The organism is Bacillus sp. FSL M7-0791, from assembly GCF_038627085.1.
Taxonomy (GTDB): Bacteria; Bacillota; Bacilli; order Bacillales; family Bacillaceae; genus Bacillus; species Bacillus safensis.
This window is the reverse complement of sequence record NZ_CP152022.1, coordinates 2,534,436-2,551,445: the sequence shown is the minus strand read 5'-3', so window position 1 is coordinate 2,551,445 and position 17,010 is coordinate 2,534,436. Positions and strand designations below refer to the sequence as shown.

The following is a 17,010-nucleotide window of genomic DNA, read 5'->3' as shown; positions in this document are numbered from 1 at the left end:
AGACCTTAGGAGGAACAGTAATGAGAAAGACAAAAATCGTTTGTACAATCGGTCCAGCAAGTGAAAGCATTGAAAAGCTGACTGAATTGATTGAAGCAGGAATGAATGTAGCCAGACTAAACTTCTCCCATGGAGATTTTGAAGAGCATGGTGCACGCATTGAAAACATACGTAAAGCAGGTAAAACATTAGGCAAGGACATTGCGATCCTTCTAGATACAAAAGGTCCAGAGATCCGTACACGTACAGTTGAAAACGGCTCAATTGAGCTAGTCGCTGGTGCTGATCTTATCGTGAGTATGGAAGACATTGTTGGAAATACGGAAAAAATTAGTGTGACATACGAAGATTTAATTCATGATGTAGAAGTAGGTTCAACGATTCTATTAGATGATGGTCTGATTGGTTTAGAAGTAAAAGAAATTAACAAGGACCGCAAAGAAATCGTCACTAAAGTCATGAATACAGGCACGCTCAAAAACAAAAAAGGCGTCAACATACCTGGCGTCAGTGTGAACCTGCCAGGTATTACAGAAAAGGATGCCAATGATATTCTGTTTGGAATTGAACAAGGCGTCGATTTCATCGCAGCTTCTTTTGTGAGACGAGCTTCTGATGTTCTTGAAATTCGTGAGCTTCTTGAAAAGAACAATGCGACTGATATTCAAATCATCCCTAAGATTGAAAACCAAGAGGGTGTTGATAACATCGACGAGATCCTTGAGGTATCTGACGGTTTAATGGTTGCGCGTGGAGATCTTGGTGTAGAGATCCCGGCAGAAGAAGTACCGCTTGTTCAAAAAATGCTGATCAAAAAATGCAATCGTTTAGGCAAGCCTGTCATTACAGCGACTCAAATGCTCGACAGCATGCAGCGTAACCCACGTCCTACCCGTGCGGAAGCAAGTGACGTGGCAAATGCTATTTTTGACGGCACAGATGCGATTATGCTTTCTGGTGAAACAGCAGCAGGAACATATCCAGTAGAAGCCGTACAAACAATGCATAACATTGCATCACGTTCAGAAGAAGCACTAAACTATAAAGCCATTCTTTCCCGCAGAAGCGAAGAAGTAGAAGTCAGCATTACAGACGCGATCGGTCAATCTGTTGCACATACAGCAATGAAGCTTGATGTAGCAGCGATTGTGACACCGACGGAAAGCGGACATACAGCAAGAATGATTTCAAAATATAGACCAAAAGCACCAATCGTAGCAGTTACTGCAAACGAATCAGTGGCGAGAAAGCTTTCACTCGTATTCGGTGTATTTGCAAAGAGCGGATCAAAAACGACATCTACTGATGAAATGCTTGAGAATGCAGTAGAAAAGTCAATTGAAACAGGCTATGTAAGACACGGCGATTTAATTGTCATTACAGCAGGTGTGCCAGTTGGTGAAACAGGTACGACGAACTTAATGAAAGTATATGTTGTCGGTGACATCATTGCGAAAGGTCAAGGGATTGGCCGTAAATCTGCATTTGGACCGGTTGTCATTGCACAAAGCGGAAAAGAAGCAGAAGAAAAAATGTACGATGGTGCGATCCTAGTTGCAAACTGCACAGATCGTGATATGATGGGAGCTTTAGAAAAAGCATCTGCCCTTATCACAGAAGAGGGCGGTTTAACAAGCCATGCAGCAGTTGTTGGACTAAGCCTTGGTATTCCAGTGATTGTTGGTCTTGACAGCGCCACAACATTATTAAAAGAAGGCGAAGAGATTACAGTAGATCCAGCACGCGGAGCGATCTACAAAGGCCGTGCAAGCGTCCTTTAATTCATCCAAGAGGGGAGTTGTCTGACTCCTCTCTTTTTTTATGTTACACTAAAAAAAGTAAACAGCTTTCGATGAAAGATACCCCATGAGGTGATATGGTTGAAGAAATATTTTCTACTATTATTAATTCTGTTCCCTGCGGTGGAAATTAGTTTATTTTTAATCTCAAGTAAAATCATTGGCATTTTGCCAACGATGCTGCTCATCGTGCTGACAAGTGCATTAGGTGCTTATTTTGCAAGAAAACAAGGGATAGAAGCCTTCCAAAAAGTGCAGCGAGATTTACAATATGGCAAGATGCCAGGGGGAGCGATTGTCGATGGTTTTTGTATTCTAATCGGCGGTCTGCTGCTGCTCATTCCAGGCTTCTTATCGGATATCATTGGGGCTTTGCTGCTCATTCCGGTGACGAGAAAGGCAATCAAGCCGCTCTTTGAACGCTGGCTTAGAAACATGTCTAATCGTAACCGCTACACGATCATTCGTTAAAGAGACCTTCAGGCTGAAGGTCTCTTTTATTTTTGCATGCCATACCGAATGTACTCATAAATATCTCTGAAAACTCCTGCATTACGGAACGCCTGCCACACGACAAGGGAAGCAGGGCCAATCACAAGTCCAAGAAAACCAAACCATTTTAACCCGACAAATAGCGCCACAAGCGTTGCTAAAGGATTAAGTCCGATGGATTTGCTTAAGACTTTTGGCTCTGATATTTGTCTTTGAATGAGGACGACAATATACAAAATGCCCAGCCCAATGGCAAGGGAAAGATTTCCTGTCATAGCAGAATAAATGATCCACGGTAGAAAAACAGTGCCGCTCCCGATATATGGAAGTAAATCGACGAGCCCAATACATAAAGCAATCACAAGGGCGTGCTCAACTTTTAAAATGATGAGTCCAATCAATACAATACCAATCGTCATGGCCACAAGTAGGAGCTGGGCTTTCATAAAGCCGGTAATGGCTTTTTTGATTTCAGATAAAATGGCGCGTGTATGCTGCATCCATTTTGCGGGAAAGATACGTGAGCCATATGTTTTTAACGTAAACCAATCTTTCGTGATAAAAAAAGTTGCCAGAGCAGAAAATAACAGAGTGGCTGCTGCATCAGGCAAAAGACCTAAAAACGCTGGAATAAGCTCGAGTGTTTTCGAAAGAAAAGTCCCGATTTTTGCTGCCGCTTCATCACCGAGTGCTTGAATTTGTCCCAAAATCGATTCCTTTTGACCTGCTTGAAGCGTATTAAATTGGGCCGTCATATCATGATATAAAGGCAGAATCTTGTCTGTGAAAAATTGCTCTAAAATACCAATCATTTGATCAAGATGGCCAGGCAGCACTTTTGCCAAATAAGCACTTCCTGAAATGATTTCCGCAACTAAAAGCGTCATTAACCCGGCAGCTGCGACTAAAAAGAGCAAGAGCACAATGACCACAACAAATCCTCTCGGCATTCCGGTGATCTCTTCGATTTTGCATACGGCAGGATGAATCAAACAAGACACAATAAGGGCAATCCAAAAAGGATATAAAAACGGAAAAGACTGATATAAAAAGACAACAGCAAAAACAGCAATGCTGATCATCATCAAACTTCGCAAAAAAATGGCCACATAGGCGTGATTCACACAATCCCCTCCAAAAAACAAGCATGTCCGATACTTCATTTTATTCAAAAAGATTAGTAATATGAAAAGGTCGCAATAAAAAGAAAGAAAGGAGCGGCGTATGTTTACTCAAGCAAATTTATTTTTGGTACTTTTACTCGTTATTGCACTTATTGCAAAAAACAATTCGTTAATTGTAGCGGTATCTGTGTTGATCGCGATTAAGCTGATTGGCCTGGATCAAAAAATTTTCCCGGTTCTCCAATCTAAAGGCATTAATTGGGGAGTCACTGTTATTACCATTGCTGTGCTGGTCCCGATTGCAACAGGTGACATTGGATTTAAGCAGCTTGGAGAAGCGATGAAATCTTCCTATGCTTGGATAGCTCTTGGAGCGGGTATATTAGTAGCATTAATTGCAAAAAACGGGATTGTGCTACTCGAAAATGATCCGCATATTACGGCAGCGCTTGTGTTCGGTACCATTTTGGCAGTCAGCTTATTTAAAGGTGTGGCTGTTGGGCCGCTCATCGGGGCAGGAATCGCTTATTTGGCGATGCAGGCTGTGAAATTTTTCAGCGGGTGAAAAGAGAGTGGTTCCTGCCACTTTCTTTTTTAAATTTTTTCTTGCGCGAGCTTTTGCAAAAAAACATAATTAAATATATTAAAAGAAGTAAAATCCCTTTATTCCATGCCTGATATGGGAGACTGGAAAAAAAAATATCAAAAAAAATTATAGTTAAACATTTAACAAATGTCTGATTATTGTTTATAATGGGAATAGGCTTAATTTTGAACTCATTGATCACACAAGAGATATGAGGCTAAAAGCGCTCTAACCGTATAGGTAAATGTAAGCATTTTCTTTTCTGAGCCTGTTATCTTATTCGGATTGGATAGCGCTTTCAAAAAGTGAGAATTCTGCAACGAAGGGGAATCTTTTTAAAAAGGGGAGATTGAACATGACAGCAACAAGAGGTCTTGAAGGTATCGTGGCAACAACTTCATCCGTAAGCTCAATTATTGATGATACTCTTACTTATGTAGGGTACAATATCGATGATTTAACTGAAAAAGCTACATTCGAAGAAATTGTCTACCTGTTATGGCACTTAAAGCTGCCGAATGAGCAGGAGCTGAGTGAATTAAAACAGCAGCTCAATGAAAATGCTCAGATTCCGCAAGAAATCATTGAGCATTTTAAATCTTATTCGCTCGATGGGGTTCATCCAATGTCTGCGATTCGTACAGCAGTATCCTTACTAGGTTTACTCGATGACGAATCAGAGGTTATGGACAAAGAAGCGAATTACAGAAAGGCGATTCGCTTACAGGCGAAAATTTCTGGACTAGTCGCTGCGTTTTCACGCATTCGCAAGGGACTTGAGCCTGTACAGCCAAAAGAAGAATACAGCTATGCTGCAAACTTCTTGTATATGCTAAATGGCGAAGAGCCGTCACCAGTAGAAATTGAAGCCATTGATAAGGCGCTTATTCTACATGCGGATCATGAATTAAACGCATCGACATTTACAGCACGTGTATGTGTTGCTACACTATCAGATATCTACTCTGGTGTGACAGCGGCGATCGGGGCGCTGAAAGGACCGCTTCATGGCGGCGCTAATGAAGGCGTGATGAAAATGCTTTCAGAAATTGGCGAAGTTGAAAACGTAGATTCCTATATTCATGGTAAGCTAGAGAAGAAAGAAAAAATTATGGGCTTTGGCCACCGTGTATACCGCCAAGGTGACCCGCGTGCAAAGCATCTAAAAGAAATGAGCCAGCGTTTAACAAACCTCACTGGCGAGCCGAAATGGTATGAAATGTCTGTTCGCGCAGAGGAAATCGTGACATCAGAGAAAAATCTTCCACCAAATGTTGATTTTTATTCTGCATCTGTATATCACAGTCTTGGCATTGATCATGACTTGTTTACACCAATTTTCGTGATCAGCCGATTCTCTGGATGGATTGCTCACATTCTAGAGCAATATGATAACAACCGACTCATCCGTCCAAGAGCTGATTACATTGGACCTGATCTTCAAACCTTTGTTCCGATCAGTGAAAGAGACTAATGTTTATAGAATAAGCGGGGGCTGATTTCAAAAGGCCAATCAGCCTCTATATCAACAAAAAACGAATCACGTGAAAAACTTTTTTGCTTGCAGACATCAAGCCAAGAAGTTTCAAATATTCACTACATAACCTGGGAGGTAATATCATTGTCACAAGGCGAAAAAATTACAGTTACTGGCGGCGTATTGAATGTACCAAATAATCCAATTATCCCGTTTATCGAAGGGGACGGAATCGGTCCTGACATTTGGAAAGCAGCATCAAGAGTACTTGAAGCAGCTGTAGAAAAAGCATATAAAGGTGAAAAGCAAATCACTTGGAAAGAAGTATATGCAGGTGAGAAAGCTTACAATAAAACTGGAGAGTGGCTTCCTGAGCAAACGCTTGAAGACATTCGTGAATACTTAATTGCGATTAAAGGACCACTAACAACACCAATTGGCGGAGGAATCCGTTCATTAAACGTGGCACTTAGACAAGAGCTTGATTTATTCACATGCTTACGTCCAGTTCGCTGGTTCAAAGGCGTACCTTCTCCTGTGAAACGTCCAGAAGACACAGATATGGTGATCTTCCGTGAGAACACAGAAGATATCTATGCTGGTATCGAGTATGCAAAAGGTTCAGACGAAGTGAAGAAGTTAATTGACTTCTTGAAAAACGAATTAGGTGTGAACAAAATCCGTTTCCCAGAAACGTCAGGTATCGGAATCAAGCCAGTTTCTGAAGAGGGTACATCCCGTCTTGTCAGAGCGGCTATCCAATATGCAATTGACCAAGGCCGTAAATCTGTGACGCTTGTTCACAAAGGAAACATCATGAAATTTACAGAAGGTGCCTTCAAAAACTGGGGCTACGAAGTGGCTGAAAAAGAGTTTGGCGACAAGGTCTTTACATGGGCACAATATGATCGTATTGTAGAACAAGATGGAAAAGATGCGGCAAACAAAGCGCAAAGTGAAGCAGAAGCTGCTGGCAAAATCATTGTCAAAGACAGCATTGCAGATATTTTCCTTCAACAAATCCTAACTCGTCCAGCTGAGTTCGATGTTGTGGCTACAATGAACTTAAATGGAGATTACATCTCTGATGCACTTGCAGCACAAGTTGGTGGAATTGGTATCGCACCTGGTGCGAACATCAACTACGAAACAGGACACGCTATTTTTGAAGCGACTCACGGAACAGCACCAAAATATGCTGGTCTTGATAAAGTGAATCCATCTTCTGTTCTTCTATCAGGTGTGCTTTTACTTGAGCACCTTGGCTGGCAGGAAGCAGCTGATCTAGTGATTCAATCTGTTGAAAAAACAATTGCATCTAAAGTCGTCACGTACGATTTTGCTAGATTAATGGATGGCGCAACAGAAGTAAAATGTTCTGAGTTTGCTGACGAGCTCATCAAAAACTTGTCTTGATTCTTAAACTTTAAAGTTAAAGGGGAAAAAGGAAATGGCAAACAAGCGTAAAAAAGTATCTGTCATCGGAGCAGGTTTTACTGGAGCAACTACAGCATTTCTAACAGCTCAAAAAGAATTAGCGGATGTCGTATTAGTTGATATCCCGCAGCTTGAAAACCCAACAAAAGGGAAAGCTCTTGATATGCTGGAAGCAAGCCCTGTTCAAGGCTTCGATGCGAACATTACAGGCACTTCTAACTACGAAGATACAGCCGGTTCTGATGTCGTGGTCATTACGGCAGGAATTGCAAGAAAGCCGGGAATGAGCCGTGACGATCTCGTGTCAACAAATGAAAAAATCATGCGCAGCGTGACACGCGAAATCGTTAAATATTCTCCAGAAGCCATTATTGTTGTGTTAACAAACCCTGTTGATGCAATGACATATGCAGTTTATAAAGAATCAGGATTACCAAAAGAAAAAGTCATTGGACAATCGGGCATTCTTGATACAGCACGTTTCCGTACGTTTGTTGCTCAAGAATTAAACCTATCTGTCAAAGATGTGACGGGCTTTGTCCTTGGTGGACATGGCGATGACATGGTTCCGCTTGTTCGTTACTCTTATGCTGGCGGTATCCCGCTTGAAACATTGATTCCAAAAGATCGTATTGATGCGATTGTTGAAAGAACAAGAAAAGGCGGCGGCGAAATCGTAAACCTGTTAGGTAACGGTAGTGCCTATTATGCACCTGCTGCTTCACTAGTAGAAATGGTTGAGGCGATTCTAAAAGATCAGCGCCGCGTGATCCCAACGATTGCATACCTTGAAGGTGAATATGGCTACGAAGGCATTTACCTTGGAGTACCAACAATCGTAGGTGGAAACGGCCTTGAGCAGATCATTGAGCTTGAGTTGACAGAAGAAGAAAGAAGTCAGCTTGACCGTTCTGTTGAATCTGTTAAGAACGTCATGAAAGTATTGTCTTAATATGAAAAAAAGAAGGCTTCTCTTATGAGGGGCCTTCTTTTTGTTTACAAAACCAATCTTGTCGAAATTTTAAATTGTCCTCTTGTTAAGCTTTCGTTAAAATGAAAGAGAAAGCATGACTTCTCGCTTTTCACATAAGATACAAAAAACGGATGCAGGGGAAATCACTAATTGGAGGCACAACATGAATAAAAAAATATTAGTTGTGGATGATGAAGAATCGATTGTAACACTTCTAAGCTATAACCTTGAAAGGGCGGGCTATGATGTCGTCACAGCAAGAGATGGGGAAGAAGCGCTTGAAAAAGCAGCAAGTGAACAGCCTGATCTCATTGTATTAGATTTAATGCTTCCGAAGATGGACGGCATTGAAGTGTGTAAACAACTGAGAATTCAAAAAATGATGTTCCCTATTTTAATGCTGACAGCAAAGGACGATGAATTTGATAAGGTGCTCGGCCTTGAGCTTGGAGCCGATGATTACATGACAAAGCCATTCAGTCCTAGAGAAGTCGGTGCTCGGGTAAAAGCCATCTTGAGAAGAGCGCAGCAATCTCAGCCTGTCCCCGCGCAAGAGGAGAAGGAAGAGGTCATTGCAGACCAAATCAAAATTGGTGAACTGCGCATTTTACCAGAACACTACGAAGTCTACTTCCAAGAAGAACGCCTAGAGCTTACGCCGAAGGAATTTGAACTGCTGCTTTATTTGGCCAAGCATAAAGGACGTGTCCTCACACGTGATCTGCTGCTAAGTGCCGTTTGGAATTATGACTTTGCAGGTGACACTCGTATTGTGGATGTACATATCAGCCACTTGCGGGACAAAATTGAAAAGAATACGAAAAAACCAACATACATTAAAACCATTCGCGGATTAGGCTACAAATTGGAGGAGCCAAAGCCAAATGAGTAAAATTAGAACCCGTCTGTTTTCGGGCCTTATTTTTCTCCTTTTTATTGTGTTTGTTGCACTTGGCCTTTTTTTGGATCACATGTTCCATGTTTTTTATGAAACAAAATTAACGGAACGAATGGAAAATGAATCGAGCTTTCTTCTTTCTTCCATGGATGGTGATGATCTGCAGGCGAAGCGAAACAAGGAGATCCTCAATCAGGCAAAGCAGCATCTTGATATGAATGCATCAATTGTGGACCTGAAGGGGAATATCATACATACAACAGGTCAAGCGGAGCAAAGGGGCATCATTCAAAACACACTGAACAATGAACGCCTTCAAACAAAAGGCGTCGTCATTGAGGATGAGAAGGATGCGCTGTTTCATTACGCCGTCCCTATCCTGAAACAAAACAAACCGGTGGGCTATTTATTTCTCCATGCGTCATTCCAGCCTTTAAATGAAATTGACGGCCAGCTTTGGCTCGCATTAGCCGTTTGTCTTGGCTCGGCGATTATTATTATCGTTTTCTTTGGATACCGCATGTCGATGAAATATGTAAAACCGATAGATTATGCCACAAAGGTAGCCAAACAGCTGGAACGCGGGAACTATGATACCAATCATTATGAAGAGCTCATCATCGAAACAAGTGAGCTTAATACATCAATGAAGCGCCTGGCAGAAAGCCTTCAAGAAATGACTAGCACTGGGGAAATGCAGCGGGACCGTCTGCAAACAGTCATTGAAAACATCGGAGCAGGAATTATTTTGATTGATAAGATGGGATATATCAACCTAGTCAATCGAACCTTCCGCAAGCAGTTTAAAGTGCAAAAGCACATTTACATGCACAAGCTGTATCATGAAGCATTTACTCATGAAGAAATTATTGAGCTGATTGACGAAATTTTCATGACAGAAACGAAGGTGCGGAAGTTTTTACGCCTGGCCGTTGACATTGAACGGCGCTACTTCCAGGTGGATGGTGTTCCCATTTTAAGTACAGACGATGAATGGAAAGGAATTGTCCTTGTATTTCATGACGTGACAGAAACAAAGCAGCTTGAGCAGATGCGAAAAGATTTTGTCGCCAATGTGTCTCACGAATTAAAGACACCGATTACGTCGATTAAAGGATTCTCCGAAACTCTTCTTGATGGAGCGATTGATGACAAAGAAGCGCTGACACAATTCCTTTCCATCATTCTAAAAGAGAGTGTCCGTCTCGAAACTCTCATTCAAGATTTACTCGATCTTTCCAAAATCGAGCAGCAGCATTTCAAACTGAATATTCAAGACGCCAATGCGACAGAAATCATTCAAGAGATTGAAGTCCTTTTAAAACAAAAGGCCGCAGAAAAAGGCATTCAATTACAAGTGCGAATCCCGAAAGAGCCTGTCTATGTGATGGCAGATCCGCTGAGGTTAAAGCAAATCTTCCTCAATCTCGTGAACAATGCCCTTACCTATACACCAGAGGGAGGGAGTGTTACCATTTCGGCAAGACCGCGGAAAGGCGCCTATGAATTTGATGTAGCAGATACAGGAATCGGCATGAAGAAAAGCGAGATTCCAAGAATATTTGAGAGATTTTATCGAATTGATAAAGATAGAAGTAGAAATTCAGGCGGTACAGGACTTGGTCTTGCCATTGTCAAACACCTTGTGGAGGCGCATGAAGGGACGATTTCGGTCCATAGCAAACAAGGCAAAGGAACGACTTTTACAGTGAGCCTGAAATCAAAATAGGGAAAAAAGGAAAGTCACGTTAAAATTTACATGATCTTTACAATGGATTCATGTTTAGTTAAACAATCATTGATAGGATGAATAGGAACCCCTTCATCCAAGGAGCCAATTTTGTAAGGACGAAAACACTTGTTGTTTTCGTCCCTTTTTTTATGCAGGTTCGACTATTTTCTTTTCAAAATAAACTTTGATAAAATGATGATACAATGTGTGAAAGAGACGGCTGAAATGGCTCAGCCGATGGAGGATTAAAACATGACAGACAAAAAGAAATTAGTACTAGTGGATGGAAACAGTCTCGCATATCGAGCCTTTTTTGCATTGCCGCTATTATCAAATGATAAAGGCGTCCATACAAATGCCATTTATGGCTTTGCGATGATCTTAATGAAGATGCTCGAGGACGAGAAGCCAACCCATATGCTTGTCGCATTTGATGCGGGAAAAACAACGTTCCGCCACGAGACATTTAAAGAATATAAAGGCGGAAGACAAAAAACGCCGCCAGAGCTATCAGAACAAATGCCGTTCATCCGTGAACTATTAGATGCCTATCAGGTGAAAAGGTACGAGCTTCCTCAATACGAGGCAGACGATATTATCGGGACATTGGCTGTGGAGGCAGAAAAAGACGGCTTTGAAGTCAAAATTTTCTCAGGAGATAAGGACTTAACGCAGCTCTCAACAGACCGTACGACGGTAGCAATTACGAAAAAAGGCATTACAGAAGTAGAATATTACACACCGGCTCATATTGAAGAGAAATATGGCCTGCGCCCAGATCAAATCATCGATATGAAAGGTTTGATGGGAGATTCCTCAGATAATATCCCAGGGGTGCCAGGTGTAGGTGAAAAAACAGCGATTAAATTGTTAAAGCAGTTTGAAACGGTTGAAAACCTGCTTGAACATATTGACGAAGTCAGCGGGAAAAAACTCAAAGAAAAGCTTGAAGAATATAAAGAGCAGGCAGTGATGAGTAAAAAACTCGCAACGATTCTTGTAGAAGCGCCAATTGATGTATCAAGCAAGGATCTCGCATATGAAGGTCCTCATATGGATCAAGTGATCTCTCTTTATAAAGAACTAGGCTTTCAAACGCTGCTAGAACGTCTAGGAGAAGCACCAGAAACAGGTGAACAGGTCGAAGTAGAAGCATTAGAAGTGAAAAAAATGACCGAAGTAACGGATGAGATGCTGACAGATCATGCCGCCCTTGTGGTAGAACAGCTTGGAGATAATTATCATGAAGCAGATTTGATTGGTTTTGCGATCCATAATGAAAATGGTGCGTTTTTTATCACGAAAGAAGATGCGCTTCAATCAGATGCATTTAAACAATGGGTACAGGATGAAACGAAGAAGAAATGGGTCTTTGATTCAAAAAGAGCAGTTGTCGCCCTCAGATGGCATGATGTCGATCTAAAAGGTGTCGATAACGATGTTCTGCTCGCTTCCTATGTCGTCAACCCTCAGAAATCGTATGAGGACGTCGCAAGTGTTGCGAAGGAATATGGCCTTAACATCGCTCTTTCTGATGAAAAAGTGTACGGAAAAGGAGCAAAGCAGGCGATTCCACCTGAAGATGAACTGAAGGAACATCTTGGGCGAAAAGCAGCGGCGATCTCTGCTCTGCATGATTTAACACTTGAAGCGCTAGAAAAAAATGATCAGCATGAACTATATGAAGACTTAGAGCTGCCGCTTGCCCTCATCTTAGGTGAAATGGAATCCCTTGGCGTAAAGGTAGATATTGAGCGCCTAGAGAAGATGGGTGAAGAGTTAACGAAAAAGCTGAAAGAATATGAAGAAACCATTCACCGCTTAGCAGGTGAAACGTTTAACATCAATTCACCTAAACAGCTTGGCGTGATTCTTTTTGAAAAATTAGGCCTGCCGATTATTAAAAAGACAAAGACGGGCTACTCGACATCTGCGGATGTTCTTGAAAAGCTTGAAGATAAGCACGAGATCATTCGGTCCATTCTGCATTACCGCCAAATTGGAAAGCTCCAATCGACCTATGTGGAAGGCTTAATGAAAGTAACGCGCAAGGATACCCATAAAGTGCATACACGATTTAATCAAGCACTCACACAAACAGGAAGATTAAGCTCAACAGATCCCAACTTGCAAAATATCCCGATTCGTTTAGAGGAAGGACGAAAGATTCGTCAAGCATTCGTCCCTTCAAAAGAAGGCTGGCTCATGTTTGCTGCTGACTATTCTCAAATTGAGCTGCGTGTACTCGCTCATATTTCTCAGGACGAGAATTTGATCGAAGCGTTTACGCAAGATATGGATATTCACACAAAGACAGCGATGGACGTGTTCCATGTCTCAGAAGAAGAAGTGACTTCCTCTATGAGAAGACAAGCCAAGGCAGTCAACTTCGGAATTGTATATGGAATCAGTGACTATGGATTATCTCAAAATCTTGGGATCACAAGAAAAGAAGCAGCTGCCTTTATCGAACGCTATTTAACAAGCTTTAAAGGCGTGAAAACCTATATGGAAGAGATCGTGCAGGAAGCGAAACAAAAAGGATATGTCACGACGCTTCTCAAACGCAGAAGGTATATCCCGGATATCACAAGCCGTAATTTTAATATCAAAAGCTTTGCCGAACGAACAGCCATGAACACACCGATTCAAGGAAGTGCAGCTGATATTATTAAAAAAGCCATGATTGATATGGCGCGAAAGTTAAAAGAAGAAAACTTGCAGGCAAATCTTTTATTACAGGTGCACGATGAATTGATCTTTGAAGCACCGAAAGAAGAAATTTCCATACTTGAAAAAATTGTCCCTGAAGTCATGGAAAATGCACTTCAGCTAGATGTGCCGCTAAAAGTTGATTTTGCTTCAGGTCCATCTTGGTACGACGCAAAATAATTAGAGAGAGAAAAAGGAGCGAGGAGCATGCCGGAATTACCAGAAGTTGAAACCGTCCGGCGCACACTCAAGCGGTTAGTCGAAGGAAAAACGATTGAAACGGTCGATATTAAATGGCCAAATATCATCAAACGTCCTGGGGAGCCGGAAGAGTTCGCAAGAAGGATGGTAGGAGAAACAATACAAACCATTGAAAGAAGAGGGAAGTTCCTGCTCTTTCATTTAGACCATTACGTGATGGTCTCCCATTTAAGGATGGAAGGGAAATACCGTGTACATGAAGCGCATGAGCCATACGATAAACATGTCCACGTCGTCTTTACGTTTACAGACGGTACTGAGCTTCGGTATCATGATGTGCGTAAATTTGGCACGATGCATTTATTTCAGCCGGGTGAAGAAGAAAAGGAACTCCCGCTCTCACAGCTGGGATATGAGCCTTTTGATGATCAATTCACTCCGGAATATTTATGGGAGCAATTGAAAAAAACATCCCGTGTGGTCAAAACAGCGCTGCTTGATCAAAAGATTGTCGTGGGACTAGGTAATATTTATGTGGATGAGGTTTTGTTTAAAGCAGGCATTCATCCAGAAACAAAAGCGAATCAGCTCAGACTTGAATCGTGTAAAGTGCTTCACAGGCATATTATCGATACACTTCAAGTAGCGGTAGATGCAGGAGGCAGCACGATTCGCTCATATATCAATTCACAAGGTGATATTGGAACATTTCAGCTGCAGCTTCTTGTGTATGACCGGCGGGGAGAGCCTTGTCAAACATGCGGAAGCATCATTGAGAAAACAGTAGTCGGAGGGCGCGGCACTCATTTTTGTGTGACCTGTCAAAAACGTCCTCAATAAAAATCAGCCATCAGCATGCTTCCTTTTTGTAGTGCATACGATAAAAAACATTCATTTTTCAGCAAGGTGTAGACTGACACACAGCCCACCTGCTCTTCATATAGTGAAGAAGAGTCTAAGGACGCCTAGAGACTCTTGATCATCGTTGCATGAACAGAAAGGAAGAGTTCAGGTATGATTTCGATTTCGCTCCTGTTTTTAGCTATTGCAGTCAGTATTGACAGCTTTTCTGTAGGCTTTACGTATGGCCTTCGTAAAATGAAGATTCCATTTAAAGCGATTGTCATTATTGCATGCTGTTCAGGGATTGTGCTGCTCATTTCCATGCTGATTGGCAGCCTGCTGACGACATTCCTCCCTGTCTCAGTGACAGATAAACTTGGTGGAGGCATTTTGATCGCCATTGGACTTTGGGTCCTTTATCAATTTTACAAACCAGCGAAAGAGCGTGATTTGCTTCTTCATGAAAAGACATTGCTTAATGTGGAAGTGCAGTCGCTTGGTCTTGTCATTCAAATTTTGCGAAAGCCGACAAGTGCAGATATTGACCGTTCTGGGACGATCAATGGAATAGAAGCGGTGCTTCTTGGGATTGCTTTATCCATTGATGCATTTGGCGCAGGGATTGGCGCTGCGATTCTAGGCTTTTCTCCAATTGTCATGAGTATCACTGTGGCCGTGATGAGCTCACTCTTTGTGTGTATCGGGCTCCGTGCCGGTCATTACTTGGCCAATTGGCGCTGGATCGATAAACTTGCATGCTTACCAGGGCTTCTGCTCATTTTAATTGGGGTGTGGAAGCTGTAAAGGAGGAAATCAATTGACGCTTGTCATTGGATTAACAGGCGGGATTGCTAGTGGAAAAAGCACCGTCTCGCAAATGATAAAAGAGCAGGGCATCAGGGTCGTGGACGCAGATGTCATTGCAAAAGAAGCGGTTGCCAAAGGAACACCAGCTCTTCAACAAATCGTTCAAACCTTTGGTGAGGATGTTCTTCTGCCAAATGGGGAGCTGAACCGGCAGCAGCTTGGAGCCATCATTTTTTCTGATGAAGAGAAAAGAAAGCAGCTGAATGCAATTGTTCATCCTGAAGTGAGAAAAGAAATGCTCAAACAGCGAGATGAAGGAGTTAGTCAGAAGGAAACCTTCGTTGTCCTCGATATCCCGCTTTTATTTGAAAGTCAGCTGGAAAGCCTTGTCGACCGCATCATTGTGGTGTATACAACGCCTGAATTGCAGCTGTCGCGGCTCATGAATCGAAATGACCTCAGCGAGGAAGAAGCGCTGAATCGTATTCACTCTCAGCAGCCTCTTGAGGAGAAATGTAAAAAAGCAGACCATGTGATAGAGAACACACAAGATATCGCGTTTATTAGAAAGCAATTGCAGAACATATTAAATGAATGGGAACATACAGATAAGTAAGAGTACATACACGTACTCTTCTTTTTTTATGCTTTATTCTGATTTCCTTTGAAAAGAACAGCCCTTTTTAGAAAATATACGTTTATATACTGGCAATTACATTCTAATGTGATATACTAATTTCATAAATAAATTTATTGAGTATAACACATAATAGAGGAGTGACCTGTTCATGAAGGTAAAAGCAGCGATCAATGGGTTTGGCAGAATTGGACGCATGGTCTTCAGAAAAGCAATGCTTGATGATCAAATTCAAATTGTAGCGGTGAACGCAAGCTATCCTGCCGAAACGCTAGCACATTTAATTAAATATGATACAAATCATGGACGTTACGAATGTGATGTGACAGCAGAAGATGACGCCTTGATTGTGAATGGCAAAAGAGTTCTTTTGCTTAATAATAGAGACCCAAAGCAGCTTCCATGGGGAGAGCTTGGGATTGATATCGTTATTGAAGCAACAGGTAAATTTAATTCAAAAGATCAAGCGATGGGCCATATAGATGCCGGAGCGAAAAAAGTCGTTCTAACAGCTCCAGGTAAAAATGAAGACATTACGATTGTGATGGGTGTCAATGAGGATGATCTTGATCCTGAAAAGCACGTCATTATTTCAAACGCATCTTGTACAACAAACTGTTTAGCACCAGTTGTGAAACTGTTAGATGATGAATTTGGCATCGACAATGGTTTAATGACAACGGTTCATGCTTATACAAATGATCAAAAAAATATCGATAACCCGCATAAGGATCTGCGCCGGGCGAGAGCATGTGCTCAGTCCATTATTCCAACTACGACGGGTGCCGCTAAAGCGCTTTCTTTAGTGCTTCCGCACATGAAAGGGAAATTACATGGACTTGCACTCCGCGTACCAGTTTCCAATGTGTCGATGGTTGATCTTGTCGTTGACTTGAAAAAAGATGTGACAGCAGAAGAAGTCAATGCAGCCTTCTCGAATGCATCTAAAACATCTCTTGCCGGTATTTTAGATTACACAGATGAGCCGCTTGTCTCTACGGACTTTAACACAAACCCTTATTCAGCAGTCGTTGATGGACTGACAACGATGGTAATGGAAGGGAGAAAAGTGAAAGTTCTTGCATGGTATGACAATGAATGGGGTTATTCATGCCGAGTGGTTGACCTTGTAAAGTTTGTCGGCGCACAGATGAAAGAGCTGTCTGCTGTTTGAAATGAAGAAGACGATCGTCCCTTTTCAAGAAATGAGAGAAAATCCCACTAAAAACACAGCTTGCAAAATGGGTCTAAACAAAGTATACTATTTTTCGTGAACTTCTTGTTCGCAGACT

At 41.8% G+C, this 17,010-nt stretch carries 14 protein-coding genes; 13 read left to right on the top strand and 1 reads right to left on the bottom strand.

Going from position 1 to position 17,010, the window contains the following annotated elements; all coding sequences use genetic code 11:
• Nucleotides 1-20 precede the first annotated feature (20 nt).
• Nucleotides 21-1,781 carry a pyruvate kinase gene (gene pyk, locus MHI08_RS13100; protein ID WP_024426143.1) on the top strand — a complete coding sequence of 587 codons (1,761 nt, stop codon included), beginning with the start codon at nt 21-23 and terminating at the stop codon, nt 1,779-1,781.
• 99 nt (nt 1,782-1,880) lie between these two features.
• Nucleotides 1,881-2,270 carry an FxsA family protein gene (locus MHI08_RS13095; protein WP_212051496.1) on the top strand — a complete coding sequence of 130 codons (390 nt, stop codon included), beginning with the start codon at nt 1,881-1,883 and terminating at the stop codon, nt 2,268-2,270.
• Nucleotides 2,271-2,296: 26 nt separating this feature from the next.
• Here the strand turns inward: MHI08_RS13095 and ytvI are convergent, their stop codons facing one another.
• Entirely contained in the window at nt 2,297-3,415 is a 1,119-nt protein-coding gene (gene ytvI, locus MHI08_RS13090; protein WP_024426142.1) for a sporulation integral membrane protein YtvI, read from the bottom strand.
• A gap of 100 nt (nt 3,416-3,515) precedes the next feature.
• On the opposite strand from ytvI, the gene MHI08_RS13085 reads away from it, so the two are divergent.
• The 11 genes from MHI08_RS13085 (at nt 3,516) to MHI08_RS13035 (ending at nt 16,892) form a co-directional block, all read left to right on the top strand.
• On the top strand, nt 3,516-3,980 hold the full coding sequence (locus MHI08_RS13085) for a DUF441 domain-containing protein (RefSeq protein WP_024424791.1): 465 nt from the start codon (nt 3,516-3,518) through the stop codon (nt 3,978-3,980).
• Nucleotides 3,981-4,356: 376 nt separating this feature from the next.
• Nucleotides 4,357-5,475, top strand: a complete 1,119-nt coding sequence (gene citZ / locus MHI08_RS13080; RefSeq protein WP_087978793.1) for a citrate synthase — start codon at nt 4,357-4,359, stop codon at nt 5,473-5,475.
• 147 nt (nt 5,476-5,622) lie between these two features.
• Nucleotides 5,623-6,894 (top strand): NADP-dependent isocitrate dehydrogenase, encoded by a 1,272-nt coding sequence (gene icd / locus MHI08_RS13075; protein ID WP_024424789.1) that lies wholly within the window; start codon nt 5,623-5,625, stop codon nt 6,892-6,894.
• Between the two features lie 34 nt (nt 6,895-6,928).
• Nucleotides 6,929-7,867 carry a malate dehydrogenase gene (gene mdh / locus MHI08_RS13070; RefSeq protein ID WP_008356047.1) on the top strand — a complete coding sequence of 313 codons (939 nt, stop codon included), beginning with the start codon at nt 6,929-6,931 and terminating at the stop codon, nt 7,865-7,867.
• A gap of 184 nt (nt 7,868-8,051) precedes the next feature.
• Nucleotides 8,052-8,780, top strand: a complete 729-nt coding sequence (locus MHI08_RS13065) for a response regulator transcription factor (protein ID WP_024426141.1) — start codon at nt 8,052-8,054, stop codon at nt 8,778-8,780.
• Nucleotides 8,773-10,515: an ATP-binding protein gene (locus MHI08_RS13060; RefSeq protein WP_061109459.1), complete on the top strand. Its 1,743-nt coding sequence runs from the start codon at nt 8,773-8,775 to the stop codon at nt 10,513-10,515. The genes MHI08_RS13065 and MHI08_RS13060 overlap by 8 nt, the downstream gene beginning before the upstream one ends.
• 255 nt (nt 10,516-10,770) lie before the next feature.
• Entirely contained in the window at nt 10,771-13,410 is a 2,640-nt protein-coding gene (gene polA, locus MHI08_RS13055) for a DNA polymerase I (RefSeq protein WP_342499678.1), read from the top strand.
• A gap of 27 nt (nt 13,411-13,437) precedes the next feature.
• Entirely contained in the window at nt 13,438-14,271 is an 834-nt protein-coding gene (gene mutM, locus MHI08_RS13050) for a DNA-formamidopyrimidine glycosylase (protein ID WP_056768145.1), read from the top strand.
• A 174-nt stretch (nt 14,272-14,445) separates the two neighbouring features.
• Nucleotides 14,446-15,078, top strand: coding sequence for a sporulation membrane protein YtaF (ytaF, locus tag MHI08_RS13045; RefSeq protein WP_024425705.1), 633 nt, complete (start codon nt 14,446-14,448; stop codon nt 15,076-15,078).
• A gap of 13 nt (nt 15,079-15,091) precedes the next feature.
• Nucleotides 15,092-15,697: a dephospho-CoA kinase gene (coaE, locus tag MHI08_RS13040; RefSeq protein WP_163114893.1), complete on the top strand. Its 606-nt coding sequence runs from the start codon at nt 15,092-15,094 to the stop codon at nt 15,695-15,697.
• A gap of 172 nt (nt 15,698-15,869) precedes the next feature.
• The gene (locus MHI08_RS13035) at nt 15,870-16,892 is read left to right on the top strand and encodes a glyceraldehyde-3-phosphate dehydrogenase (protein ID WP_024425707.1); all 1,023 of its coding nucleotides are present in this window, start codon (nt 15,870-15,872) and stop codon (nt 16,890-16,892) included.
• The last annotated feature ends 118 nt before the right edge of the window (nt 16,893-17,010 follow it).